The sequence below is a fragment of the Mesorhizobium sp. Cs1321R2N1 genome (genome assembly GCF_037179725.1).
Classification (GTDB): Bacteria; Pseudomonadota; Alphaproteobacteria; order Rhizobiales; family Rhizobiaceae; genus Mesorhizobium; species Mesorhizobium salmacidum.
Map to the genome: position 1 here is coordinate 1 of NZ_JAPYKP010000078.1, position 25,905 is coordinate 25,905.

The 25,905-nt window shown below is 64.6% G+C and carries 21 protein-coding genes and 2 pseudogenes; 11 read left to right on the forward strand and 12 right to left on the reverse strand.

Annotated elements, in window-relative coordinates; translation table 11 throughout:
- Window positions 1–972, reverse strand: a 972-nt coding sequence (locus tag O7A61_RS19365) for a YifB family Mg chelatase-like AAA ATPase (RefSeq protein WP_337131172.1), incomplete at its 3' end; no start/stop codon positions are given.
- 251 nt (window positions 973–1,223) lie between these two features.
- The gene (locus tag O7A61_RS19370; RefSeq protein WP_337131173.1) at window positions 1,224–1,832 is read right to left on the reverse strand and encodes a class I SAM-dependent DNA methyltransferase; all 609 of its coding nucleotides are present in this window, start codon (window positions 1,830–1,832) and stop codon (window positions 1,224–1,226) included.
- Between the two features lie 417 nt (window positions 1,833–2,249).
- Between O7A61_RS19370 and O7A61_RS19375 the strand changes: the two genes are divergently transcribed.
- Window positions 2,250–2,621 carry a cupin domain-containing protein gene (locus O7A61_RS19375; protein ID WP_337131174.1) on the forward strand — a complete coding sequence of 124 codons (372 nt, stop codon included), beginning with the start codon at window positions 2,250–2,252 and terminating at the stop codon, window positions 2,619–2,621.
- Window positions 2,622–2,732: 111 nt separating this feature from the next.
- On the opposite strand, the gene gshB is transcribed toward O7A61_RS19375, so the two are convergent.
- From gshB to O7A61_RS19390, 3 genes are all read right to left on the reverse strand, one after another.
- The gene (gene gshB, locus O7A61_RS19380) at window positions 2,733–3,677 is read right to left on the reverse strand and encodes a glutathione synthase (RefSeq protein ID WP_337131175.1); all 945 of its coding nucleotides are present in this window, start codon (window positions 3,675–3,677) and stop codon (window positions 2,733–2,735) included.
- Between the two features lie 71 nt (window positions 3,678–3,748).
- Entirely contained in the window at window positions 3,749–4,123 is a 375-nt protein-coding gene (locus O7A61_RS19385; protein ID WP_337131176.1) for a GtrA family protein, read from the reverse strand.
- A 3-nt stretch (window positions 4,124–4,126) separates the two neighbouring features.
- The gene (locus tag O7A61_RS19390) at window positions 4,127–5,128 is read right to left on the reverse strand and encodes a glycosyltransferase (RefSeq protein WP_140715629.1); all 1,002 of its coding nucleotides are present in this window, start codon (window positions 5,126–5,128) and stop codon (window positions 4,127–4,129) included.
- A gap of 122 nt (window positions 5,129–5,250) precedes the next feature.
- Here O7A61_RS19390 and O7A61_RS19395 point away from each other — a divergent pair, with 122 nt between their 5' ends.
- Window positions 5,251–7,083, forward strand: a complete 1,833-nt coding sequence (locus O7A61_RS19395) for a GtrA family protein (RefSeq protein ID WP_337131177.1) — start codon at window positions 5,251–5,253, stop codon at window positions 7,081–7,083.
- A gap of 15 nt (window positions 7,084–7,098) precedes the next feature.
- On the opposite strand, the pseudogene O7A61_RS19400 reads toward O7A61_RS19395, so the two are convergent.
- Window positions 7,099–7,423: pseudogene (locus O7A61_RS19400) on the reverse strand (Atu4866 domain-containing protein).
- Here O7A61_RS19400 and O7A61_RS19405 point away from each other — a divergent pair.
- The 7 genes and pseudogenes from O7A61_RS19405 to O7A61_RS19435 form a co-directional block, all read left to right on the forward strand.
- Window positions 7,364–7,492: pseudogene (locus O7A61_RS19405) on the forward strand (LysR family transcriptional regulator); the annotation flags it as partial. The pseudogenes O7A61_RS19400 and O7A61_RS19405 sit on opposite strands and share 60 nt — an antisense overlap.
- A gap of 118 nt (window positions 7,493–7,610) precedes the next feature.
- On the forward strand, window positions 7,611–8,960 hold the full coding sequence (locus O7A61_RS19410) for a putative bifunctional diguanylate cyclase/phosphodiesterase (RefSeq protein WP_027142518.1): 1,350 nt from the start codon (window positions 7,611–7,613) through the stop codon (window positions 8,958–8,960).
- 167 nt (window positions 8,961–9,127) lie between these two features.
- Entirely contained in the window at window positions 9,128–9,895 is a 768-nt protein-coding gene (locus O7A61_RS19415; protein ID WP_337131178.1) for an SDR family NAD(P)-dependent oxidoreductase, read from the forward strand.
- Window positions 9,892–10,851 (forward strand): 2-dehydro-3-deoxygalactonokinase, encoded by a 960-nt coding sequence (locus tag O7A61_RS19420; protein WP_337131179.1) that lies wholly within the window; start codon window positions 9,892–9,894, stop codon window positions 10,849–10,851. Before O7A61_RS19415 ends, O7A61_RS19420 begins: the two co-directional genes overlap by 4 nt.
- Complete coding sequence (locus O7A61_RS19425) at window positions 10,848–11,486, forward strand: 2-dehydro-3-deoxy-6-phosphogalactonate aldolase (RefSeq protein ID WP_337131180.1); 639 nt, start codon at window positions 10,848–10,850, stop codon at window positions 11,484–11,486. The genes O7A61_RS19420 and O7A61_RS19425 overlap by 4 nt, the downstream gene beginning before the upstream one ends.
- A complete protein-coding gene (locus O7A61_RS19430; protein WP_337131181.1) occupies window positions 11,486–12,361 on the forward strand; it encodes an SMP-30/gluconolactonase/LRE family protein in 876 nt (291 codons plus the stop codon). The genes O7A61_RS19425 and O7A61_RS19430 overlap by 1 nt, the downstream gene beginning before the upstream one ends.
- Window positions 12,362–12,497: 136 nt before the next feature.
- Window positions 12,498–13,556 carry a D-alanine:D-lactate ligase-like protein gene (locus tag O7A61_RS19435; protein ID WP_337131182.1) on the forward strand — a complete coding sequence of 353 codons (1,059 nt, stop codon included), beginning with the start codon at window positions 12,498–12,500 and terminating at the stop codon, window positions 13,554–13,556.
- On the opposite strand, the gene O7A61_RS19440 is transcribed toward O7A61_RS19435, so the two are convergent.
- From O7A61_RS19440 to dnaK, 6 genes are all read right to left on the reverse strand, one after another.
- The gene (locus O7A61_RS19440) at window positions 13,553–13,840 is read right to left on the reverse strand and encodes a DUF1330 domain-containing protein (protein WP_337131183.1); all 288 of its coding nucleotides are present in this window, start codon (window positions 13,838–13,840) and stop codon (window positions 13,553–13,555) included. The two genes, O7A61_RS19435 and O7A61_RS19440, sit on opposite strands and share 4 nt — an antisense overlap.
- Before the next feature lie 18 nt (window positions 13,841–13,858).
- Entirely contained in the window at window positions 13,859–14,572 is a 714-nt protein-coding gene (gene pyrF / locus O7A61_RS19445) for an orotidine-5'-phosphate decarboxylase (protein WP_181165994.1), read from the reverse strand.
- A gap of 11 nt (window positions 14,573–14,583) precedes the next feature.
- Window positions 14,584–15,180 carry an NADPH-dependent FMN reductase gene (locus O7A61_RS19450; protein ID WP_337131184.1) on the reverse strand — a complete coding sequence of 199 codons (597 nt, stop codon included), beginning with the start codon at window positions 15,178–15,180 and terminating at the stop codon, window positions 14,584–14,586.
- A gap of 224 nt (window positions 15,181–15,404) precedes the next feature.
- Window positions 15,405–16,010, reverse strand: a complete 606-nt coding sequence (gene pmtA, locus O7A61_RS19455) for a phospholipid N-methyltransferase PmtA (RefSeq protein WP_140506955.1) — start codon at window positions 16,008–16,010, stop codon at window positions 15,405–15,407.
- A gap of 105 nt (window positions 16,011–16,115) precedes the next feature.
- On the reverse strand, window positions 16,116–17,243 hold the full coding sequence (gene dnaJ, locus O7A61_RS19460; RefSeq protein WP_140715790.1) for a molecular chaperone DnaJ: 1,128 nt from the start codon (window positions 17,241–17,243) through the stop codon (window positions 16,116–16,118).
- Window positions 17,244–17,464: 221 nt separating this feature from the next.
- Window positions 17,465–19,381, reverse strand: coding sequence for a molecular chaperone DnaK (dnaK, locus tag O7A61_RS19465; RefSeq protein ID WP_140506953.1), 1,917 nt, complete (start codon window positions 19,379–19,381; stop codon window positions 17,465–17,467).
- Between the two features lie 489 nt (window positions 19,382–19,870).
- On the opposite strand from dnaK, the gene O7A61_RS19470 reads away from it, so the two are divergent.
- Both O7A61_RS19470 and O7A61_RS19475 read left to right on the forward strand, forming a co-directional pair.
- Complete coding sequence (locus O7A61_RS19470; RefSeq protein ID WP_337131185.1) at window positions 19,871–21,838, forward strand: hypothetical protein; 1,968 nt, start codon at window positions 19,871–19,873, stop codon at window positions 21,836–21,838.
- 10 nt (window positions 21,839–21,848) lie between these two features.
- Window positions 21,849–25,712, forward strand: coding sequence for a DUF7929 domain-containing protein (locus tag O7A61_RS19475; protein ID WP_337131186.1), 3,864 nt, complete (start codon window positions 21,849–21,851; stop codon window positions 25,710–25,712).
- Window positions 25,713–25,905: the final 193 nt, after the last annotated feature.

Sequence of the window (25,905 nt, forward strand, 5' to 3'; positions counted from 1 at the left end):
CATGCAGTCGCCGGTCTCAAGCGGGTGGCGCAGCGCATCGAGCGTCTGCGGCGTGAATTCGGGGAACTCGTCGAGGAACAGCACGCCGTGATGGGCGAGCGACACTTCGCCCGGCCGCGCGCGTATGCCGCCGCCCACCATCGCCGCCATTGAGGCCGAATGGTGCGGGGCGCGGAATGGCCGCCGGTCGGTCAGCTTGCCTTCGCCGAGCTCGCCGGCTACCGAGGCGATCATCGAGACTTCGAGCAATTCCTTCGGCGCCAGCGGCGGCAGGATCGACGGCAGACGCTGCGCCAGCATCGATTTTCCCGAGCCGGGCGGACCAATCATCAAGAGATTGTGGCCGCCAGCGGCCGCCACTTCCAGCGCCCGCTTCGCCGTCTCCTGGCCCTTGATGTCGGCGAGGTCTGGCAGGTCGCGCGCCGAGGCGTGGATGCCGGCCTCGGGGCGCGACAGCACCTGCGTACCGCGGAAATGGTTGGCGATGGCAATCAGGCTGCGCGGCGCCAGAATGTCGAATTCCCGCCCTGCCCAGGCGGCTTCCGGGCCGCAGGCGAAGGGGCAGATCAGGCCCTTGCCCTCGGCATTGGCGCCGATCGCCGCCGGCAGCGCACCGGCGACCGCGGTGATCGTGCCGTCAAGCGACAGTTCGCCGAGCACGACATAGCCGGCCAGCATGTCGCCCGGAATGGCGCCGAGGGCCGCCATCAGGCCGAGCGCGATCGGCAGATCGTAATGACTGCCTTCCTTCGGCAGGTCGGCCGGCGCCAGATTGATCGTTACTTTCTTCGACGGCATCGACAGGCCGGAAGCATGAAGGGCCGCCTGGACCCGCTCGCGGCTCTCGGCCACCGCCTTGTCCGGCAGGCCGACGATGTGCATGTTGACCTTGCCGGGCGCGATCATCACCTGCACGTCGACCGGCACGGCCTCGATGCCCTGGAAAGCGACCGTACGAACCCGCGCCACCATTTTCTGCCCCCGATACCGGCTCGCAACGGGCTTTGTGAACAGGCCGCGAGCGATGTCAGCTCAAGACAACCACAGATTTCGGGCTTAGGCAAGAACAATACAAGAACAAAGGCAAGCAGGTGTATACCGTCGGATGGGCTCACTTGTCGTCCGCGTCAACCTGTTGCCTTGTGCGAGGGTCTTCCAGGGTTCGCAACGTCCCGGATTGAGCGGCACGGGATGAGGGCGAACGCGCGGCAACCCGCGCCGGATCACGACGGCCTCACCGCCAGGAAGGTGTTCCATCCCCTTTCCTTCCTGCCGATGCGGAAGCTGTGGCTGACAAGCTCCATGCCGGCGGCCTCGATGCGCGCGGCGAAGGCGTCCTTGCGCCAGTCGACAGTAAGATATCTGCCGCCGGTTTCGCCGTCGCCGTCGCGCATTGAGACGACAAAGGCACCGCCGGGCCGCAATGAACGCGCAATCTTCGCCAGGACCTGGTCGATCTGGTCGCGAGGCACATGGATCAGCACGGCGAGCGCCACCACCGCGTCGTAGGGACCGCCAAGCTCGTCGGTGATCACGTCGAGGAGTTCGCCGGTCTTGCCGCGCGCCGCCTGCAGGTCGAGAAAGCGCCGCGTGGCGTCGGTTCGGCGCACCTTGACGCCAAGGCCCTCCAGGAAGTCCGCATCGCGGCCCGGTCCGGACCCGATCTCCAGGACTTGGCCGCCCGACCCGGCGATCGCCGCGGCGCGCTCGAGCGCGGCCCGGTCGTTCGGATGCGGGATATGCCCGACAATCTCGTCATAACGGACCGCATAGTCCTCATACGATTCGATCGTCCGGCGGCTCTGCGCCAGGGCCTCTGCAGGTACCTTCATCGTTCCCTCCTGTCCCTGTCCGCCAAACCGGGCTTAGCGGATACTGCCATAAGGCGCGTGGCCGTCGAGCATGCCGATATCGCGCTTGAGATGGTCGGACATCGCGCGCTGGTCGAGCAGGCGGGGCGACCGCCTGCTATCGCTGACCGACAGCCCCCGATCAAACTCGGAACACCTCCGGAACCTGTAACCGCCCCGGTTGCACAGCGCTTGTATGCGGTTGCAGAAAGCGGAACATGGTTAAGATAAAATGAAAACAGGCTGTTCGGCCCGGCGCCGCCGGAGAGGAGCGGGCACAGTCACCAGGCATTTTAGAAACTGCTTATAATTGTATGCCGACTCCAAATGGGATATGAATCCGGTTGCGGTTCCGACAATCGCAACGTCAGGCTCCGCGTCGAGTACAGGGAGGATGACATGGCCGGTGTGGAAGTCACCAAATTAGCGTCCAAGTCTCACAACAGCCCGGATGAAGTTCGCACGCCGGACAAGACGCGCGTCGAAGTGGTGCGTCTTCCCGGCTATACGTTGGGCCGGCTCAACATGGAGCCGGGCTGGAAATGGTCCGAATGCGTGAAGCCGGTGGTCAAGACAGACAGTTGTCAGGTTTCGCATGTCGGCTACGTCGTCTCGGGAACCATCACCGTCAAAATGAATGACGGAACCCAGAAAACCTTCGAGCAAGGCACGTCCTATACGATTCCGCCGGGCCACGATGCCTGGGTGGAAGGCAACGAACGCTTCGTCTGCATCGAAGTCATGAGCGCCGAGCAGTATGCCAAGGCATAGGATCTAGAGCAATTCCAGGAAAAGTGCGTAGCGCTTTCCCTAGGGAATTGCGTGAAAATAAAGAGTTAGAGCGGTTCAGCGATTCTATCAAACGCTGAACCTCTCTAGGCGCTATTTCCTGCGCTTGCCTTCCACCGCGTCCCAGAACAGGCTGGCGATGTCGGCGCCGCCGAAGCGTTGCACTTCGCGCACGCCGGTCGGCGAGGTGACGTTGATTTCGGTCATGTAGTCGCCGATGACGTCGATGCCGACCAGGATGAAGCCGCGCTCTTTCAGCGACGGTCCAATGCGGGCGCAGATTTCGCGCTCACGTTCGGTCAGCTCGGTCTTCTCCGCACGGCCGCCGACATGCATGTTGGAGCGGGAATCGTGCTCGGCCGGCACCCGGTTGATGGCGCCGACCGGCTCGCCGTCGATCAGGATGATGCGCTTGTCACCCTTGCGCACATCCTTCAGGTAGCGCTGCACGATATAGGGCTCGCGAAACAGCTGGCCGAACATTTCGAGCAGCGAGGCGAGGTTGCGGTCGGCTTCCAGCAGATGGAAAATGCCGGCGCCGCCATTGCCGTAGAGCGGCTTGACGATGATGTCGCCGAACTCCTTGCGGAAGGCGGCCACCTCGAGCGGATCCTTGGTGATCAGCGTGTCCGGCATCAGATCGGGAAACTCGGTGACGAAGATCTTTTCCGGGCTGTTGCGCACCCAGGCCGGGTCGTTGACGACCAGCGTCTTCGGATGGATGCGCTCGAGTATGTGGGTCGTGGTAATATAGTTCATGTCGAAGGGCGGGTCCTGGCGCAGCAGGATCACGTCCATCTCCGACAGGTCGGTGCGCACCTTTTCGCCCAGCGAGTAGTGGCTTCGCTTCTCGTCGCGCACCTGCATCTCCTCGATGCGGGCAAACACCTTGCCGTCGCGCAGCGACAACCGGTCCGGCGTGTAGTGGAACAATTGATGGCCGCGCCGCTGCGCTTCCAGCGACAGCGCGAACGAGGTGTCGCCGGCGATCGACACGGTGGAGACATGGTCCATCTGGACGGCGATTTTCAGCTTCATGGTGGATCCCCAACGCAGTCAACGCATGCGATATAAGGGTCGAAGCGCCTTCTGCCAATCGGGCCACGCCGCTAACGGTCGAAGACCAGCCGCGAGTAACCCACGAAGGACAGCGTCATGGCCACCAGCGAAGCGATGGCAAGCGCGCCCAATGGTGGCGCTGCCGGCAGCACCAGCAGGATGGCCGAGTAGACGGCATAGTTCACGATGCTAGTGGCGACGCCGACGCCGCCATAGCGGGCGCCTTCCTGTGTCAATCCCCTGCTCGACGGCGAGAAGGTCAGATGCCGGTTGATCTGCCAGGTGACGCAGAGCGCGAAGCCGATCGAGAGCATGCGGCTGACGAACGGCCCGAGCGGCGTGACGGCGAGCAGCAGCCAGAGTGCCGCCGCGTCGCCGACGAAACCGATGCCGCCTGCGAAGACAAAGCGGACGACGCGTTGCATCGTTCAGGCTGCGCGCGAGGCCTTGCCCCGTTCCGGCTTCTGAACCACATCGCCCGTGCGGCGCTCGACCCGGCCCGAAGGCATGGAGAGATAGAAGATCCGCTTCTGTTCGGCGCGCCCACGCGAGACCGAATCGAGGATCAGTCCGGTCACCGCCGCCAGCATGGAAAGAAGCAGCAGCCCGACCGACAGCACCCATGTCGGCATGCGCGGTACAAGGCCGGTTTCGGCGAATTCGACCAGCACCGGCGCCATCAGGAACAGGCTCGAAGCCAGGAAGAACAGCGAAAAGGCGCCGAAGAAGCGCAGCGGCTGCGTCTCCTTCATCAGCATGGCGAACATCCACAGGATCCTGGCGCCGTCGCGGAAGGTCGACAGTTTCGACGACGAGCCTTCCGGCCGGCGTCCGTAGTCGAGCGCGATTTCGCTGACCGGCAATTTGAGCTGCGAGGCGTGCACCGACATTTCGGTCTCGATCTCGAAGCCGCCGGAGACGGCGGGAAAGCTCTTGACGAAACGCCTGGTGAAGACGCGGTAGCCGGAGAAGATGTCGGTGAAATCGTCGCCGAACAGCCATTTGTAGAGGCTGTTGAAGACACGGTTGCCGAAGGCATGGCCGGCGCGGCCGGCATCGTCGTTGACGCCGCGCCGGGTGCCCACCACCATGTCGCAACGTTCGGTCAAGAGCGTGTTGATCAGTTGCGGCGCGTCTTCGGGCGCGTAGGTGCCGTCGCCATCGGCCATCAGATAGATGTCGGCGTCGATGTCGGCGAACATGCGCCGCACCACATTGCCCTTGCCCTGGCGCGGCTCGCGAACCACGATGGCGCCTGCCGCTCGGGCGCGCAGGGCGGTCAGATCCTTCGAATTGTTGTCGTAGACATAGATGGTTGCCGCAGGCAGCGTCTCGCGGAACCGCCGTACCACCTCGGCGATGGTCAGCTCCTCATTGTAGCAAGGCAGGAGCACGGCGATGGTGGGTTCACGGCTGATGTCTTGCGGCATTTTCGTCTCCGAATGCCTTGTCGACCATGCGGCCGCGCTCCGGAAACCGGCCGCGTTCAGGCGGTTTTACTATTTATTGAACCCGTTAAGGCTAGGTTTAAGACCGACTTCACGAGTGTCGATTGGCCTGGAAAGGCCCGGCATTCACGCCAAGGGCGATCGGGATGGGCACGGCAAGGGGAACTTCCACCTGGAAGTCCGATATCGCGTTTGCATTGTTTGCAGCCTTGCTGCTGCTGGCGCTCGAGGCCCAGCAGGGATTCCCGCAACTGGCCAGTCCGGCGGGCGACAATGACAGCCTGCTGCAATTGGTCGAGGTCCGCGACCTGCTGGCGGGCCAGGGGTGGTTCGACCTGCACCAGTACAGGATGGGTCTCGAAGGCGGGTTCGTCATGCACTGGTCGCGGCTGCTCGACGCGCCGCTGGCGCTGAGCATCCTTGCCGTTTCGGCCCTGACGGACAGCACCGCCTTGGCCGAACAAATCGTGCAAATACTTTGGCCCGCCCTGCAGTTCTGGCTCGCGATCTTCTTCATCGTCCGCGCCGCGCGTGCTTTCGCCGGCCCGCACGCGGTGCTGCCCGCCGCCGTCGTCGGCGGGGCGGCCTTGTATTACATCGGGATTTTTTCTCCCGGCGCGCTCGATCATCACAATGTCCAGTTGATGCTGACGCTGGCGAGCCTCGCCTTGCTGCTCGAGGCGCCAACGCATCGGCCGGCTGCCTTCGTCGCGGGCATTTGCGCCACGCTGACCCTCGCCATCGGCATGGAAAGCGCACCCTATGCCGGAGCCCTCGGCGCCGTCGTCGCGCTGTTGTTTCTCGGCAATCGGGAGGGTGAAAGGCTGATCGCCAGGGACTTCGGCCTCGGCGTCGCCGGCACCTCGGCTCTCATCTTCGCCGCCACAGTCCCCGTCTCGTCCTGGGGCCAGGCCCAATGCGACACGTTCTCGGTCGTGCAGTTCGCCGTCACCGGGCTTGCCGGCGCCGGTTTGGCAATCATTGGTTCATGGAAGGCCGCCAACGCGACGGCCGCCCGGCGCCTGATGTCGCTTGGCCTGCTTGCCGTCGCTCTCGCTCTCGTCGTGCTCCTGTTTCCGCAATGCCTGGCGGCCCCCTACGCCCATCTCGACCCGCGCCTGCAGCAGATGTGGCTCGGCTATATCGAGGAGGCGCAGTCGATCGTCCAGCTTGTCGCCGATGATCCGGCCAGGGCGGTGGCGCGTTTTGCCACGCCATTGGTGGCGATCGTCCTGATGGCGCTCCGCTTCAGCCATGGCGGCTGGCGGCGGCAGGACAGCCTCGTCGCCGCACTGCTGGTGATGGCGCTTCTGGTCAGTGCCTGGGAAGTGCGCGGCTCGACTTTCTCCATCGTCTTCGCGGTGATCCCGCTTTCGGCCTGGATCGCCAAATGGCGGCAGCGGGCAGAGGCCAGCCCGTCCAGCGGTTCCGTGCTCAGGATGGCGGCGGCCTGGCTGATCTCGGTCAACGCCATCTGGTCGGGCGCCGCTCAAGCGGCATCGAGCGCTTTCGCAACCGCTGCTCCCGCCAGGGACGCCGGCATCGATGCGCCCTGCAACAGCAAGGCTTCGTTCGCCGTGCTTGGCGAGATGGCCCCCACCACGGTGCTTGCCATCTCCAATCTTGGCTCGCCGATCCTCGCCTTTACCGGTCATCGCGTGTTCGCCGGACCCTACCATCGCAACGTCGCCGGTAACCTGCTCGTGTTCGACGCCTTGCTGGGCTCGGCCACCGACGCGAAAGCCGTCGTCGAAAGCCACCATGTCGGCCTTGTCGCGCTCTGCCGCGGCAACCCGGAAAGCCGGCTGTTCGCGGCCAGAGCGCCGGACGGTTTTCTGGCCGGTCTGATGCGCGGCAACGTGCCGGAATGGCTGGAGCCGGTGGCGGAGACCAGGGGCAGCCCCCTGGAACTCTACCGCGTCCGGCTCGGCGGCTGATCCAACCGGCAGCCGCTACTCCTTCCGATACAAGATCATGCCGCCGTGATGCAGCACGCCGTCGACGAACGTGCCATCGGCGGTGAATCCGGTATCGTCCCAATAGTCGATGTGATTGCCCCCGAACTTCGTAACGCCCCCGATACACGCTTTCCCGGGTCCCACGCGCTTCGTCGTAGCGGCCGTTTGGAAGCAGCTTGTGACGGACACGGCCATCGGCTGTTACCCACATGCCGGCATAAGGATGGCTTTGTGCTGGTTGAGCCATGATTTTCCGGTCGGTGTTCTGGTGCCCATCCTGGAGACCTACTGCCCACGCTTTGCCGGCTTCTATCTTTATTATCCAGGCCGTCGCAACCTGACGCCGAAGCTGCGCGCCCTTGTCGATCACCTGCAGCGCTTCAGATAGCATCGTGTGATCGTTCGCGAGTCTCGAAAATCGGTTCGCGCGATACGTTTCCTAAAGGGTTTGCTGCCAGTCTCGAAATAAATTCCGACGACAAAAGCAGGGACGAGCAGGGACACCGATGCAAACTGCGTTTGGCACCGGTCAGGCAAACAGGGAAAGCACGGATCTGGCGTTCACCGATCCGTTGACCGGGCTTGGCAATCATCGCCGCTTCTTCGACAAGGTCGACCGCCTGATCAGCGACCGTGCCGACGATCCCGCGCCCTTCACCGTCGGCATTCTCGACCTTGACGGCTTCAAGCCGATCAACGACCTGTTCGGCCACAAGGCCGGCGACGACATCCTGATCCAGGTCGCCATGCGGCTGCGTGCCTCGATGGACGGCCATTCGACGGTCTGCCGCATCGGCGCCGACGAATTCGCCTTCCTCTATCCGCTGGTGTTCTCGGAAGAGGCGGCGGCGGAAAAATCCCGCATGCTGATCGAGATCCTGTCGGCGCCCTATGATGTCGGCGAACGCACCGCCCGGCTTTCCGCCTCGGTCGGCTGCTCGCTGTTCTATTCGGGCGACGAGACCACCGAAATCCTCATCAACAAGGCCGAAACGGCTCTTTACCATGCCAAGCGCTCCGGCCGTGGCCGCGTCGTCGTCTACACCCGCGAGATGGAAGAGGCCGCCAAGCGCGTCACCCGCATCGAGCAGGCGCTGCGCCGCGCCGTCTCCGCCGGCGAGGTGGAGCCGCATTTCCAGCCGATCGTCGACCTCACCACGCGCCGCACCATCGGCTTCGAGACGCTGGCGCGCTGGACCGACCGCGACCTCGGCGCGGTGCCGCCGACCGTCTTCATTCCGATCGCCGAGGAGCGCGGCATCATCGGCCCGCTGTCGCAGCTGGTGCTGCGCAAGGCGACCGAAGCCGCCAGGAGCTGGCCGAAAGACCTGTTCCTGTCCTTCAACCTGTCGCCCTCGCAGCTCGTCGATCAGAACACCGGCCTGCACATACTGGCGATCCTCGACCGCACCGGGTTCGATCCGCGCCGGCTGGAGATCGAGATCACCGAGACCGGCCTGATGAACGACCCTGCCTCGGCCGCGCAGATCGTCGAGGATCTGCGCCGCGTCGGTATCCGCGTCTCGCTCGACGATTTCGGCACCGGCCAGTCCTCGCTCGGCCGCCTGCGCGAGTTTCATTTCGACAAGCTTAAGATCGACCGCGCCTTCGTTTCCTCCATTCTCGACGACCGGCCGTCCGAACACATCATTCGCGCCATCCTCGCCATGTGCGAAGGGCTCGGCATGGACGTGGTTGCGGAAGGCATCGAAGAGGAAGCGCAGGCCGACCGGCTGGTCCAGTTCGGTTGCGCCGGCGGGCAGGGCTATCTCTTCGGCAAGCCTGTCGATGCTGACGCCACATTGGGCTACCTCCGTGATTCCTTCCGTGGCGCCTTGCGCGCCAAGGCGATCTGAGCGCCAGATTTCGGCGCTGCCCGCCATGTGGCGCCGCCGCTGGCGCGTCTCGCGCGGGCACCACTGCCTTTTTTGTCCGACATAAGCCCGAAATAGCGTCTTTTCGCCCTTGCCCGCCGGACGTGTCTGGCTAGGATGCGCGCCGGTTGACCCGGGAGACGAAAATCATGATGCCATCGGCGCGTTTTGCCGACCTCGAAGGCGCTTCGGTGCTGATCACCGGCGGCGGCTCCGGCATCGGCGCGGCCTTGACCGAAGGGTTCATGCGCCAGGGCGCCAAGGTCGCCTTCCTCGACATCGCCGACGCGCCGAGCACCGCGCTCGCCGACCGCATCGAGAAGGAGCTCGGCCACCGGCCGCTCTACTTCAAGACCGATCTGCGCGACGTCGAGGCGCTGCGCGCCTCTGCGGCAAGGGCCGCCGACGCGCATGGCGACGTCACCGTGCTGGTCAACAATGCTGCCTGGGACGAACGCCATGCCGTCGAGGACGTTACCGTCGAGTTCTGGGACAACAACCTCGCCATCAACCTGCGACCGCATTTCTTCACCGCGCAGGCCGTGGCACCAGGCATGAAGCGGGCCGGCGGCGGCTCGATCATCAATTTCACCTCGACCTCCTACCTGATCAACCATCCAGACATGCCGGCCTATACCGCCGCCAAGGCGGGCATACTCGGCCTCACCAAGGGGTTGGCCGGCAAGCTTGGTCCCGACCGCATCCGCGTCAACGCCGTCGCGCCCGGCTGGGTGATCACCGAGCGGCAGCAGGAGCGCTGGGTGACGGAAGAGGCACTCGCCGCCCATGTCGCCAAGCAATGCATCAGGGACGTCATGCGGCCGGACGACATGGTCGGCACGGTGCTGTTCCTGGCCTCGGATGCCTCGCGCATGCTGACCGCGCAAATGCTGATCGTCGATGGAGGCTTCCTGTGAGCCCAGCGTTTGCCAGCAACGTTCCGGCAGTCGCCGCACTCGATTGGGGCACGACCCGGCTTCGGGCCTGGCTGATCGACGGCGGCGGCAAGGTGCTTGCCGAACGTCGCGGCGACGATGGCCTGATCACCGCGCGCGAAAAGGGCTTCGCCAACGTCCTGGAGGGCCATCTGGCAGCGATGGGCGCGCCGGAGGCATTGCCCGTCATCATCTGCGGCATGGCCGGTTCCCGCCAGGGCTGGCTGGAGGCGCCCTATGTCAGCGTGCCGTCGCCGCTCGGCGCCATTCTTGGCGGCGCCGCCCGGGTGCCAGATCAGAAACGCGACATCCGCATCGTCCCCGGCCTTGCCCAGCGCCTGGCCGACGCGCCCGACGTCATGCGCGGCGAGGAGACGCAGCTTGCCGGCGCTGGCCTGCCGGCCAGAGGCCGCGAACTGGTCTGCATGCCCGGCACCCATTCGAAATGGGTGCTGGTCGAGGACGGCGCCGTCGCCGGCTTCGGCACCTGGCCGACGGGCGAGCTGTTTTCCGTGCTTGCCGCGCACTCGATCCTGCGCCATTCGCTGGGCGAACATCCCAGCCCGGTTGCTCCCGACGATCCGTTCTTCCGCCGCTGGTGCGAAACAGCACTGGGCGAGGGTGGTGATGTCACCTCGCGGCTGTTTGCCATCCGCGCTGCCGGCCTGCTCCAGGATCTCAAGGGCGATGATGCGGCCGCCTGCCTGTCGGGCCTGCTGATCGGCGGCGAGATTGCCTCTGCCCGGCGCCGTCATGGCGCCGGCGCGACATCGGTCGTGCTGGTTGCCTCGGGCGCGCTGGCGGTGCTTTACCAGACTGCGCTCGGTCTTGCCGGGCTAGGTGTGCGGACAGTCGATGCCGACGAGGCTGTACGCGCCGGCCTGATCGAGGCCGCGCGGGAGAATGGCATGATTGCCGGAAGTGGAGCCGCCATATGAGCCAGACCGCACCTTTTCCAAAACTCAAGCGCGGCCTGGTCGCTATCCTGCGCGGCCTCAAGCCCACTGAGGCGATCGCCATGGGCCAGGCGCTGTTCGACGCCGGCATCGAGGCGATAGAGGTGCCGCTGAACTCACCCGAGCCGTTCTCGTCGATCGCCAGGATTGTCGAAGTGCTGCCGAAAACCGCCCTGGTCGGCGCCGGCACGGTGCTTACGGGGGCCGACGTCGACAATCTTCACCAGGCCGGCGGCCGGCTGCTGGTCAGCCCCAACATCGACGCCGAGGTCATGGGCCGCGCCAGGACATACGGCATGGTCACCATGCCCGGCGTGTTTACCCCCACGGAAGCCTTCCAGGCGATCCGGCTCGGCGCCTCGGCGCTGAAATTCTTTCCCGCCAGCGTGCTCGGCGCATCGGGCATTTCCGCGATCCGGGCCGTGCTGCCAGCGCAGACGCTGGTCGGCGCGGTCGGCGGCGTTTCGGACAAGGATTTTGCCGGCTACAAGGCGGTTGGTGTGACGGTCTTCGGGCTTGGCTCCAGCCTGTTCAAGCCAGGCATGAGCGTCGATGACGTGGCGGCGCGCGCTCACGCCGCCGTCGCTGCCTGGGACGCAGCATTCGGAGGCGCATGATGAACGAGGTTTCGGTTTTTTCCGATCATGTCTGCGAGCTCGGCGAAGGGCCAAGCTACGATCCCGCCACCGACGCGCTGTTCTGGTTCGATATCGTCAACGGCCAGCTCCTGGAAAAGCCGGTGGCCGGTGGTGCGCTGAAGATCCACGAGCTTGGCCAGATGGCGAGCGCCATCGCCATCATCGACGACAAGCGCCAGCTGATCGCCACCGAGACCGGCCTCTTCGTCCGCGATGTCGCGACCGGCCAGATGACGCTGCATACGCCTGTCGAGGCGGACAACCCCCTTACCCGGTCCAATGATTCCCGTGTCCATCCCTGCGGCGCCTTGTGGATGGGGACGATGGGCAAGAGCGAGGCAAAGGGCGCCGGTGCGATCTACTGGTTCTTCAGGGGTGAACTGCGCAAGCTGTTCTCCGGCATCACCGTGTCGAACTCGATTTGTTTCTCCGGGGATGGCGCGCTCGCCTATTACACCGACACCTCGACCGGCCTGCTGATGCGCGTCGCCTGCGATCCGGCGAACGGCCTGCCCTCTGGAGAACCAAAAGTGTTCGTCGATCACCGCTCGTCCAAGGGCTATGTCGACGGATCGGTCGTCGACCGCGACGGCGTGCTGTGGAACGCCGTCTGGGGCGGCAAGGCGGTCAAGGCCTATTCGCCCGACGGAACATTGCTGCGCGAAGTTGCGATGCCGGTGACGCAGCCCTCGTGCCCGGCCTTTGTCGGCAGGAACGCCGACCGGCTGGCGGTGACGTCGGCCTGGAAAGGCAAGGACGACAAGCAGCGCCAGCTCGATCCGCAGGCAGGCATGACGTTCGTCCTCGATATTCCCGTCAACGGCCGCTTCGAGCCGCGCGTGCTGATCGCCTGAACAGGCCGGACGATCGGCTCCGCGCCTATCTATCGTGGTGCTGTCACGCAGGCGTCCGGCTTGAGTCGGTTTCGCGAAAGCCGTTTGCGTCGGCCGTGCGATGCTAGTGATCGCACCGCCGGGAATGTTTCGTCTTATGTCGAGTCACAAGCCAAAGCTGCTCCTCGTTCACGAGCCGGAGAAGGCCTGCTTCGACCGCCTGGTCGCCGACGGTCACGCACCGCAGCGCGCGGCGGAGATATCGTCCTACCTGGCGCAATCGACCGACCTCGCCCCCGAATTCGACGCGCTGGCCGCTGCCTGTGACAGGCGTGGCCTCGCCTTCGCGGCGGTGGAGCTGGACCATGCCGCAAGGGCGCTTCCCGAAGCCGATCCTTCCACGACGCTGGTCTGGACGCTGACCGACGGCATCGCCTATTTCCGTGGCGGCGCCGCACCCGCGCTGGCGAGGCTCAACGGAATGAGAACGATCGGAGCGGACGATGCGCTGTTCGCGCTCTGCCAGGACAAGTTCCGTTCCGGCGCCGTGCTTGGCGCGCTGGGCCTGCCGGTGCCGCCGGCGGGTTTTGCGCGCAATGGCGAATGGCTGGTCGAGCCGCCGGCCTCGTCCGCCGGCTGGTTCGTCAAGCCCAACCGGCTCGGCGCCAAGATCGGTATCTGGCCGGATTCGCGCGTAACCGATCTCGGTCACGCGCTGGAGCTTAGCCGGCGTGTTTTCGTTGCCTATCGCGACGATGTCGTCGTCCAGCCCTATGTCGCCGGTCGCAACGTGCGCGCCAGCTTCCTCGGGCTGACGCCGCAAACCGGCGTCGAGGCGCTTGGCATCGCTTTTGTCGAGTCAGGCGCGGATTTCCAGACCATGGCCGACAGCCTAGCGCTTTATGGCGACACCGGCGAGGCCGCGAAGGCCGCCGGGCATTATGCCGAACCCGAACTCTCTCCGGTCGCAAACAGTCAGCCGGTGGCCGATGCCAGAATCCGCACGATTGCCAAACGGTTGATGGACGGGCTCGGCCTGCGCGACGTGTTTTCCGTCGACCTGCGCGTCGAGGCCGACGATACGGTTCATCTCATCGAGTTCGAGGTCTGCCCCGGCCTGCCCTGCTTCGATTTCCGCGCCTATTGCCGCCAGCAATGGGGGCTGGAACTCGTCGACGCGATGGCGGAAACCGCGGCGAACAGGCTCTTTCGCTAGATCCCTTCCACCAGCACGATCTCGCCGTCGGCCACCTTCTGGCGGATCGCCACCGCGCGTTGATATTCCGGGGAATGGTAGCAGTCATGCGCGGCGGCGAGCGATTCGAACTCGATGAGCACATTGCGCGCGCGCCCTGGGCCCTCGGCTTTCTCATGCTCGCCGCCACGGGCCAGGAATTTCGCGCCGAAGCGCTCGAAGGCCGGCTTCGCCGCCGCGACGTAATCCTTGTAGCCTTCCACGTCGCGCACATCGACGCGGGCGATCCAGTATCCCTTGGGCATTCTTCTTCTCCCTATTCCTTACGCCGAGCGCATTTCGTCGAGGATGGCTTCAGCCGCCGCGCGTCTGTCCGCCGCAGCGACGATCGGGCGCCCGACGACCAGGTGGCTGGAGCCGCTGCGAATGGCTTGCGCAGGTGTCATCACGCGCTTCTGGTCGCCATGATCGCTGCCCACGGGGCGTATGCCGGGTGTCACCACCGCCATGTCGGGGCCGACGAGGCGGCGCACCGCTTCGGCCTCCGCGGCCGAGCAGACGATGCCGCCCATGCCGGCATGCAGCGCCTGTTCCGAGCGCCTCAGCACCAGCGTGTGCGGGTCATATTCATAGCCGGCATCGATCATGTCCTGTTCATCCATCGAGGTCAGGACGCTGACGGCAAGCAGGCAAAGCTCGCTGCCGCGCGCTGCCTCCACCGCCGCCTGCATCGCCTTGGGATAAGCATGTATGGTCAGCATGGTCATGCCCATCTTGACGATGTTCTCGACGCCTTTGGCCACCGTGTGGTCGATGTCGAGCAGCTTCATGTCGAGGAAGATTTTCGTTCCCCCGCTGGCCAACTCCCTGGCGAAGTCGAGCCCGCCGGCAAAGGCCAGCTGATAACCGATCTTGTAGAAGGAGACGACACCGTCGAGCTCGCGCACCGCCTGCTCGGCCTCCGTCACGGTCGGCACGTCGAGGCCGACGATCAATCTTTCCTGCATGGATTTGGCCTGCATGGGGTGAGCCTGCATGGTAGCGGCAGTCACGCCTCGACCCTGGTCGACAGCATGCGTGAGGTTTCGATCAGCGTGCGGCATAGGTGCTCCATCGATTTGTGCAGTCTTTCGTCACGGAAATGGCCGTCCCCGTCGAAGGCGTCGCCACCCTCCGGCACCGAGCATTCCGGCGTCACCACCTCCATCTGGCAGCGCACCAGCACGGCGCGCAGGTGATTGATGCAGCGGATGCCGGCAAAATGGCCTTTGGAGGACGAGCAGAGGCCGGCGACCTTGCCGGCAAGCGGCCTGACCGACCGGCCGCCATCCCGGCGCACCCGGCTCACCCAATCGATCGTGTTCTTGAGCAACGGCGGGATGGAGCCGTTATATTCAGGCGTCGCGATCAGCAGCCCATCATGGACGGCGATCAATCGCGCCAGCTTCTGGGCGTTTTCAGGGATGCCATTTTCCTTTTCCAGGTCCTCGTCGAGGATCGGCAAGGGATAATCGGCGAGCGAAATGCGGGTCACCTCGGCGCCTTGCACCGCAAGTTCCTTCTGTGCCATGTCGGCGGTCCTGCCGCTATAGGCGCCGCTGCGCACCGAGCCGGCAAAGACGAGGATTTTCGGGATCACTGCCATTGGCCACCCTTGTTCCCGGACACGTACAGCCAAGGTTCGATCAAATCAACGCACCCGAGCTATAAACATTCGGGATTAGCCGAAGCCCCCGAACTTCGTCATCCTCGGGTCTGCGCCGCGTCGCTGCGCTCCTTGCTCCGCCCGTGGATGACGAAGTCCTGGGACTTCCGCCAATCGCCAAGATATGCAGCCAGCACCAGGAATCGCGAACGGCTCGGTGCACCCTAGTGCGCTTCGCGCCTATAGATCCACAGCTGCGTCGGCGGGATATTGCGGAAGATGAAATCGAAATGCTTGACCGTGTAGTCGCCGCGGCCGGCCGGGATCGGCGACATCGGACCATAGGTCAGCTGCACGATCGGCCGTCCGGCCGGGATGCGGTCGAGCAGGCTTTCGATATAGGCGATGCGCTGGGCGACCGGGAAGTTGAGCAGCGGCACCCCGGAAACGACGCTATCGAAGATCATCCCGCTTCTCTCGCCAAGCGTGGCGTTGAGGTTGAAGGCATCGCCCTCGATGACGTTGACGCCGGGATAGAGCTGGCGCAGGTGGCGCACGAAATCGGTGGAATATTCGACCGCGTAGAGGTTTTCAGGTCGCACGCCCTGGGCGAGGATGGCGCGGGTGATGACCCCGGTACCGGGACCGACCTCGAGCACCGGCAGTCCGGACTTCGGGTTGACGATCGAAGCCATCTTGCGGGCGGTGATCGAGCTGGTCGGAACAATGGAGCCGACCGTCTTCGGCTTGTCGATCCAGCCCTTGAAGAATTTGAGTTCGTCGTCGAACTTCTCGGCAAACGCCTTCCGCAGTCCGTGACCACGTGCCATGCAAGCTCTCCTCAGCGCTCCCCTTGGAAGCTACTTAACACCTGGGTGACGCAAGGCAAGGCGCTGCCCTGCCTGTGTCGTGGATAAGATAGCTCTGGTCGCGTCTCAACGCTCGCCGAAAGATTCGAAAAAGTCCTTCATGCGGGCGAAAAAGCCGCTCGACTGGGGCGAATTGTCCTGCGAGGACAGTTGTTCGAACTCCTCCAGCAATTCGCGCTGGCGGCGCGACAGGTTCTGCGGCGTCTCGACCGCGGTCTGGATGTAGAGGTCGCCGACATTGGGCTGGCGCAACACCGGCATGCCCTTGCCCTTGAGGCGGAACTGGCGTCCGTTCTGCGTGCCTTCGGTCACCTTCACCTTGGTCTGGGTACCGTCGAGCGTCGTCACCTCGAACGAGCCGCCAAGGGCCGCCGTCGTCATCGAGATCGGCACCTTGCAATAGAGATCGGCGCCGTCGCGCTGGAAGAATTCGTGTGGCTTGACGGCCAGGAAGATATAGAGGTCGCCCGACGGCCCGCCGCGCAGCCCGGCCTCGCCCTCATTGGCAAGGCGGATGCGGGTGCCGTCCTCGATGCCGGCCGGGATGTTGACCGACAGCGAGCGTTCCTCGGTGACGCGGCCTTGGCCGGCGCATTTCGGGCACGGATCCTTGATCGTCTGGCCGCGCCCCTGGCATTGCGGGCAGGTCCGCTCGATCGAGAAAAAGCCCTGCGTGGCGCGCACCTTGCCGTGGCCATTGCACATCGAGCAGGTGACCGGCTGGGTGCCAGGCTTCGCGCCGCTGCCCGAGCATTCCGTGCAGGATATCGAAGCCGGCACGCGGATCTGCGCGGTCTTGCCCGCGAAGGCTTCCTCCAGCGAGATCTCCATGTTGTAGCGCAGGTCGGCGCCGCGCTCGCGGCCACCGGAAGAGCGGCGCTGGCGGCCGCCCATCATGTCGCCGAAAATATCCTCGAAGATATCGGCAAAGCCGCCCGCACCAAAGCCCTGCGCGCCATTCATGCCGCCCTGCTCGAAGGCGGCGTGGCCGAAACGGTCATAGGCGGCGCGCTTCTGCGGGTCCTTCAGCGTCTCGTAGGCTTCATTGATTTCCTTGAACTTGTGCTCGCAGGAATGATCGCCGGGATTACGGTCGGGATGGAACTGCATGGCGAGCTTGCGAAAAGCGCTCTTGAGCTCCTTGTCGTCGGCGCCCTTTTGCACGCCCAGCGTTTCGTAGAAATCAGCTTTCATTTTTTCCCGCAGTTCCGGATCAACGTCTTGATGCAAGGTGTGCGTCGTTTGCCGGCACGTTGTTCGATTTAGGAGCGGTGCTGCCCGGATGCTAGGGCCGGCGCGAACTTGTCCGTGGTTTTCAGTGATTTTTTCGGCAGCGCTCGCATTTTTTTCAGCGAGGGTTGCAAAAAAGCCCGGCCTTGCGCCGGGCTTTTCGCATTATCTTGCCGTCAGACCGTTCAGGCCGACTTCTTCTTGTCGTCGTCCTCGTCGATTTCCTCGAAATCGGCGTCGACCACATCGGAGTCCTTGGCGGCATCCGCCTTGGCATCGGCTTCCGCCGCTTCCTTCTGCGAGGCCTCGTACATGGCCTGGCCAAGCTTCATGGAGGCTTCGGCAAGCACCTGGCTCTTGGCTTCGATGTCGGCCGGATCGTCGCCCTCGGCAGCGGTCTTCAGCGCCGCGATCGCATCGGATATGGCGGTGCGCTCGGCCTCGGAGACCTTGTCACCATATTCCTTCAGCGACTTCTCCGACGAATGCACCAGGGCTTCGGCCTGGTTGCGGGCCTCGACCACGGCGCGACGCTTCTTGTCGGTGTCGGCATTGGCCTCGGCGTCCTTGACCATCTTCTCGATGTCGGCGTCCGAAAGACCACCCGACGCCTGGATGCGGATCTGGTGCTCCTTGCCGGTGCCCTTGTCCTTGGCCGAGACGTTGACAATGCCGTTGGCGTCGATGTCGAAGGTGACTTCGATCTGCGGCACGCCACGCGGCGCCGGCGGGATGCCGACCAGGTCGAACTGGCCGAGCGCCTTGTTGTCGGCGGCCATTTCACGCTCGCCCTGGAAGACGCGGATGGTCACGGCCGACTGCGAATCCTCGGCCGTCGAGAACACCTGGCTCTTCTTGGTCGGGATCGTCGTGTTGCGTTCGATCAGCCGCGTGAACACGCCGCCCAGCGTCTCGATGCCGAGCGACAGCGGCGTCACGTCGAGCAGCAGCACGTCCTTGACGTCGCCCTGCAGCACGCCGGCCTGGATGGCGGCGCCGAGTGCGACGACCTCATCCGGGTTGACGCCCTTGTGCGGCTCCTTGCCGAAGAACTGCTTCACGATTTCCTGGATCTTGGGCATGCGGGTCATGCCGCCGACCAGGACCACTTCGTCGATCTCAGCGGCCTTCAGGCCGGCGTCCTTGAGCGCCGCCTTGCACGGCTCGATGGTGCGCTGGACGAGATCCTCGACCAGGCTTTCGAACTTGGCGCGCGTCAGCTTCAGCGTCAGGTGCTTCGGTCCGGTCGCGTCGGCCGTGATGAAGGGCAGGTTGATTTCGGTCTGCGTCGTCGACGACAGCTCGATCTTGGCCTTCTCGGCCGCCTCCTTGAGGCGCTGCAGGGCGAGCTTGTCGTTCTTCAGGTCTATGCCCTGTTCCTTCTTGAATTCGGCCGCCAGATACTCGACCAGGCGCATGTCGAAATCCTCGCCGCCGAGGAAGGTGTCGCCATTGGTCGACTTCACTTCGAACACGCCGTCGCCGATCTCGAGCACCGAAATGTCGAACGTGCCGCCGCCAAGGTCATAGACGGCAATGGTCTTGCCTTCCTTCTTGTCGAGGCCGTAGGCAAGTGCTGCCGCGGTCGGCTCGTTGATGATGCGCAGCACTTCGAGGCCGGCGATCTTGCCGGCGTCCTTGGTCGCCTGACGCTGGGCGTCGTTGAAATAGGCCGGAACGGTGATAACCGCCTTCTCGACCTTCTCGCCGAGATAGGCCTCCGCCGTTTCCTTCATCTTCTGCAGGATCATGGCCGAGATCTGCGAGGGCGACTGCTTCTTGCCGCCGGCCTCGACCCAGGCATCGCCATTGTCGCCCTTGACGATCTTGTAGGGGACGAGCTTCTTGTCCTTCTCCGTCACCGGATCGTCATAGCGGCGGCCGATCAGGCGCTTGACCGCGAAGATGGTGTTTTCAGGATTGGTGACCGCCTGCCGCTTGGCCGGCTGGCCGACGAGACGTTCGCCGTCGCCCGAGATGGCGACGATGGAAGGCGTCGTGCGCGCGCCTTCCGCATTCTCGATTACCTTCGGCTCCTTGCCATCCATGATGGCGATACAGGAGTTGGTGGTGCCGAGATCGATACCGATTACTTTTGCCATTTTTCTAGTCTCTCCGCTAAGCAGGCTCTCAGGACCCGGTAAGGCGTTCCGACGAAAGCCCCTGTTCACAAGAAATCCCGTCCGGCCACCGGTTCTCCGGCGCCGCACGGCTTGGCGCGTATATAAGAACAGGCGGCATCGCGCGCAAGCATTCTGCGCAAGGCTTCCATGAACCTTTCCACCTCCGCCCGCGACTGATGTCCAGGTGCCGCATGGTGCGGCCCCGGAAAGGAAGCCCCCATGACCAGCAACCCAGAGACTCCATGGTCTCCGGGACCAACAGGAGCTCGGCGCGACCACCGCCTTCGGGACGGGGTCGATGCGCTGGGCTTTCCGCTGATTCCGTTGACCCTGCGCAGGAGCAGGCGTATCGTGACTACGAGGAAAGCAGACAATTCGATCAGGGAAGAACGTGCCGGACCACCGCGCCTTGCCCTGATTTGCGCGGCGATGCCGGGTGTTTCTCCCGTGGCTAACGGGGGTAGCTTCATGTCTCGCGTCCACGGCACGTTTGTGTCTTCTCTCCATTTTGCCGGCGGCTTGCGACGAGCCGCGCATGCAAGCAGCGGCTTGCTGGTGCTGGCGCTTGCCGCCAGCCTGTGGCTTGGAGGCGCCGCCCAGGCGCAGGAAACCCAGATCATTTATCCCGGCTCGATGGCGGTCACCGGCTTCCCCGGCACCATCATCCCGAATTTCGACGAGGGCTTGCCGCCCGGCGTCGATCCGGTCGACGAGACCTTCATCGACACTTCGCGCGCCAGCTTGCGCGTGTTCGATGTTTCGCATCTGGGGGGCCCGGCCTCCGGCCAGCTCGTCTTCACGCCGCCGCCTTTCGAGGTGACATCAGGTCAGATCGGCGAGGTGTTCGGCCTCGCCTATGATGACGGCGTGCGCGACGGTGTGCCATCGGGCATTCCCAACCTCTATGCCGCCGCCACCTCGCTGCATGGCGTCGAGATCGTCACCCCGGACGCCGACAAGGACGGCAGGCCGGAGCGGCAGCGCCGCGGCACGGCGGGCGCCACTTTCATGGAGGGCCAGTTCGGCACCGAAAGCGGCGGCGGACCAGGCACCATCTGGAAGATCGACGGCATCACCGGCCAGGTCGCCAAATTCGCCGACATCGACACCAACAGCGGTCCCGGCATCGGCAACCTCGCCTTCGATCCCGTCCATCGCCAGTTCTTCGCCTCCGACCTCGACACCGGCCTGATCCATCGCATCGACGCCGACGGCGGACCGATCGACACCTTCGACCATGGCGTCGCAGGGCGACCGGCGCATGGGCTGGCTCCCCTCGCCGACGATGGCGCGGTGATGGACATACAGGGCGCCGCCTTCGACACCGAAGACGCCGAAACCTGGGGCTACACCCAGGACGAGCGCCGCGTCTGGGCCGTCTCCTATCATAGCGGCCGGCTCTACTATTCGGTCGGCGAAAAGTCCGAAATCTGGTCGGTGGGCATTGCCCGCGACGGCACCTTCGCCGGCGATCCGCGTTGGGAACTGACGGTCAAGGCCGACAAGGACTACGCCGTCACCGACATTGCCTTCGACAACAGCGGCTTCATGTACCTTGCGCAACGCGGCCCGACCGAAAACCGCTACGACTACAGCCGCTTCGCCGATTCCGGCAAGGGCGAGGTCATCCGCTACTTCAGAGAAAATCCCGACGATCCCTCGACGGAATCGATCTGGGTGGAAGCGCCGCAGGAATACGCGGTCGGCTTCCCGCAAGGCAACAGGCAGTCGGCCGGCGGCCTCGACCTGCAATACGGCTACGACGCCGATGGCAATCTCGACACCTCGGTCTGCACCCAGACCTTGGTCAACACCGGCGACAAATTGCGCGACAACCCCGAGCTCGCCGAAAAGCTCGCTGCCGGCGGGCCGCTTGCCGTCCATGGCGTGCAGATCACGCCCAAGGACCTCGTCAAGCCGGCCAACGTGCCGCCCTTCGGCTCCTGGTTCGTCGATTTCGACGGCTATTTCGAGGATCCTGAAGTGGAAGGCCATGTTGGCGACGTCGCCGTCTGGCACCCTTGCGAGGGCCGTGCCGGCTATTATGAGGAAATACCGGGCGGCTATGAGCCCCCCTTCTACCCGCCGGACTTCCCACCGCCCGGGAATCTGCCTCCGTGTCTCGATGTCGAGGACGTGCAGTATTTCTGCACGCCGCATGGCCTCGAGGCCGATCTCTATCTCCATGACCATGCCGGCTTCGGCGGCGATTCGATCAAGGCCCAGTCCAGGACGCCAGGCGTCGGGGTGACCTCACCCATGTCGCATGCTCCGGGCAAGCCGTACACGATCGACATCACCGGCCACTATCCGGGGGACAGAGTGGATGTTGGACTTTGCTTCTACAGGAAGTCCGACAAGGACAAGGGTGGCTACTACCCTTGCTGCAAGATGACCTTGCCGCTCCGGACCCCAGCCGTCAGCTGCGAACGTTGAGGAGGCGAAGATGAACAGTCTTGCCCCATCCCCGCTCGCGACCCAAACGCAAAAAAGCGTCATGGAGACGATCATGAAACCCCTGTCATATGCCGGGCGCGGTGCGCGCTGGCTGATGGCGGCCGGTATCGCGGTCGCCCTTGCGCCCGCACTGCCGGCATCCGCCGCCCAGACCGTCCAGGCTGTCACCAGCCCAGATGTGCAGCCGTTGCAGCTCGACAATCCACGCATCATCAATCCGGAGCCCGGACGTGTCGTGCCGTTCTTCACCAAGACCGGCGGCCAGCGCAGCTGCGACTATGTCTTCTACACCTTGACCTTCGGCCTGCGCGGCAATCCGCAGGGCTTTGCCGATCCGGGCCTCGAGGCGGCGCTGAAGAAAGCCCAGCTCGCGTTCAAGGACCAGCTTCCCCACGGTCTTTCCATCGTCAACGTGACGGTCTCCGGCGACGGCACCGATGCGTCGGGTGGGCCTTTGCCTGCCGCCGCCATCAGCAATTCGGCCGGACCCAACGATACGGCAACGGTTTCCGATTTCCGGATGTCCGCCAGCGATCTGGATGGCTCAGGGGCACTGAACGAACGCGTCATCACCTTCCGCATCACGGCCAAGATCGACCACGCCGCGTTTCCAGCGCCGGCCAATGTCGACAATCAGGGCCTGATCAAGGTCACCGGCGGCATCGGCACGGGAACCATCATCCCCTCGCAGGATCCGGGCAAGCCGGACGATGGCAACATCGCGACCGGCGAAAAGACCTCGATCCGGATCGACCTCACCAAATGCGACAAGCAACCTCCCCCCCCAACCGACCATGAGTGCTTCAAGGTCGAGCGCGGCACGGTCGACTGCGTGCCCGGCGGTGGTGCCTTCATCTATCACATGCCTGTCGGCCCGGAGATGGGCGGCAAGTGGGTGCAGGTGTCGACGACCTCATCAGGCATCACCATCATCCCCGACACCCAGAAGGTGCCGGCGGGCGGCGGGGTGCTCGACTGGAAGATCGTCGGCGCGTCACCCGGCGACGTCATCCACCTCATCGTCACCGGCATCGAGACCTATGCCGGACCGAAGGAGGGCTGGGGCCTGTGCTGCACGCAAACCATCGACATCGTCATCCCGCGTGACCAGAGGTGCCCGCCCAGGGACAAGGAGCCGGATCTCAAGGTTGAAAAGCATGCCGATGTCACACGCTGCACAATGGCCGGCGGCTGCGACTTCACCATCCGGGTCACCAATGTCGGCACGGGGCCCTACAATGGCAAGATCGTGCTCGACGAGGTGACGCTGCCGGCCGGCTCGACGCTGAGTTCAGGGCCCAATCCGCCCTGGGCCTGCGCGCCGGGAACCACCCCGATGACGTGCACCTACCCGGTGACCACGCTCAATCCGGGGGCCTTTGTCGACCTCAAGCTCGGCTTCAGGCCGGCCGGAGGCTGGCAAGGCAGCGTGCTGCGCAACTGCGCCACCTATAATTACGGCGCCAGCGGCAAGCCGCTGTTCGGCAGCCAGGCCAATGACCGGGGCTGCGCGTCGATCCCGATCTGCCGCCGCGGCGACCGCAACCCGGATTGCCAGCCGCCGGTCGAAAAGAAGGTCGACCTGATCCTCAAGAAGCGTGCCCGCACCGAAGTCTGCACCGCCGATGGCGTCTGCACCTTCATCGTCGACATCATCAACAACGGCACATCGACCTATAACGGACCGCTGACGGTGATCGACAACTACCCAAGCGGCGCGCCGACATCCTCCACCTTCGGGCCGAGCCCGCCCTGGACATGCGGCCCGAACGGCCCTGGCCAGTTCCGCTGCGACAATGCCGGCATCTCGCTGCCTGCGGGTGCCTCTACGCCGATCTTCGTCAAGGCGGTCGTGCCGGCCAGCTATCGGTCGGACATGGTCGAGAACTGCGCCGAGGTGAGGGCCATCCCCGGTGAGGTCGATCTCACCAACAACAGGGCCTGCGCCAAGGAACGCATCCGCCATGCCAATGGCGGCCAGCCGACCTTGCGCATCACCAAGGTGTGCAACGGCTCGCTGGCTGGTGCGGCGCTGGTTTCCTGCCGCATCACCGTCAGCAGCGTCGGCACGGCTGCCCCCACCGGTCCGGTGCGGGTCAACGATGCCGCCGCGCTGGTGTCGGGCGGAGCGCCCGTGCAGATCCAAACCGTCACCCCTGACGGCGCGGAATGGGCGTGCGGACCGGTTCCGGCCAATGCATTGTCGTGCCAGATTCCCGGCGCCGTCATGACACCCGGGATCTCAAGGCACTTCGACGTGACGGTCTCGGCCAATGGCGAGTTCGAGAACTGCGCGCGCGGCTCCTATGGCCCGGCGCAGGGCGACGACGTCGTCTATCCGATCGGCCAGGCCTGCGCCAAGGGCGGCGGCTCCTCGACCATCCGTGTCGAGAAGACCGGCGACCGCGAATGCAGGCTCGGCCGGCCCTGTTCGTTCGACATCACCGTCACAAATGCCGGGACGAGCCCCTTCTCGGGTCCGGTCCGCATCGGCGATGCGATCGGGGTGGAGGGGCTTGGCCGACTGGAAGGCGTTGCGATCACCTCGATCGACCCGCCCTTCGGCTGCTCGCCGGAACCGACGACCTTACCGGCCTCCTGCATCGCCAACCTGACCCTCGGCGCCGGCGAAAGCCAGTCGCACCGTGTGACAGTGGTCATCCCCGACGACGGGCGTCTTGCCAATCTGCAGGGTAACGTCAATGGCCAGAACTGCGTTGGCGTGCTCTCTCCCGACACACGGGTACAGGGCGGCGCCGACGTCCTGTCCAAGGATGCGACCGACATCCAGGGCGATCGCGGCAAGGCCTATGCGTGCCATCCGTTCATCATCACGCATGAGGTGGTGAAGAATGAGTGCTCGCCGGGCTTTGTCATGAACGATGCCGGCCGCTGCGTCTGCCCGGAAGGCACTACCTTCCGCAACGGCCAGTGCACGGGCGGCGGCACCAATGTTCTGCCGTTGCCACCGCCGCCGCGCTGCGTGCTGCTCGAAGGCCAGATCCGCACCGAGGACGGACGTTGCGTCTGCCCGCGCGGTACGGAGCTGGAGAACGGAAAATGCGTCAGGACCGACAAGCCCGAGCAGTGCACCATCCGTGGTCAGGTCCACGACGCCGACGGCGACTGTGTCTGCCCGCGCGGCACCGAGGTGCGAGACGGCGCCTGCCGTCAGATCCGGCCAAAACCACAGCAGTGCCGCATCCCTGGCCAGTTCCGCAATGCCGACGGCGACTGTGTCTGCCCGCAAGGCACCGAGGTGCGCAACGGCGCCTGCCGCCCAACTCGGCCGAAGCCCGAGCAGTGCAGCATCCGTGGCCAGGTCCACAATGCGGACGGGGACTGCGTCTGCCCGCAAGGCACCGAGGTGCGAGACCGGGCCTGCCGTCCGATCCGGCCGCAGCCTGACCAGTGCACCATTCGTGGCCAGGTCCATGACTCCGATGGCAATTGCGTCTGCCCAAGGGGTACCGAGGTGCAAGGCAATGCCTGCCGGCGCAAGCAGCCTGACATGCAGCAGTGCGACATACGCGGCCAGGTCCACAACAAGCGCGGCGAATGCGTCTGTCCGCGTGGGACCGAGGTGATCGACGGCGCATGCCGCAAGCCCAGGCAAGAGAGCGAATGCGCGCCGGGCTCGCAGATGGTCAACGGCCAGTGCCAGCCGATCTTCAGGCGACACTGCCCGGAGGGTACGATCGGGCGGTATCCGAACTGCAGGCCGATACGCGGGCAGCCGTCGCTGGAAATCGATCCGGGTCAGCTGCTGCAATTGCTGCCGCGACGCAGGCAGCAGATCGACCAGCAACAGGATCCGGTTCCAAACAGGGTCCTGAAACTCCAGCAGCAGTAACCATCCGCGTGACGCCAAACGAGAACCCGCCGGAGCAATCCGGCGGGTTCAGACTGCTGACAAACCCCTGGCTTTTGCCTGGGGTTTTTGATTCACTGGGTCATGTTGAAGCGACCCGCCCCTGAACAGACCGCGCTCGAGATGGTGACGTTGGATCAGCTTGTTCCGGCTGATCATCTGTTGCGCAAGATCG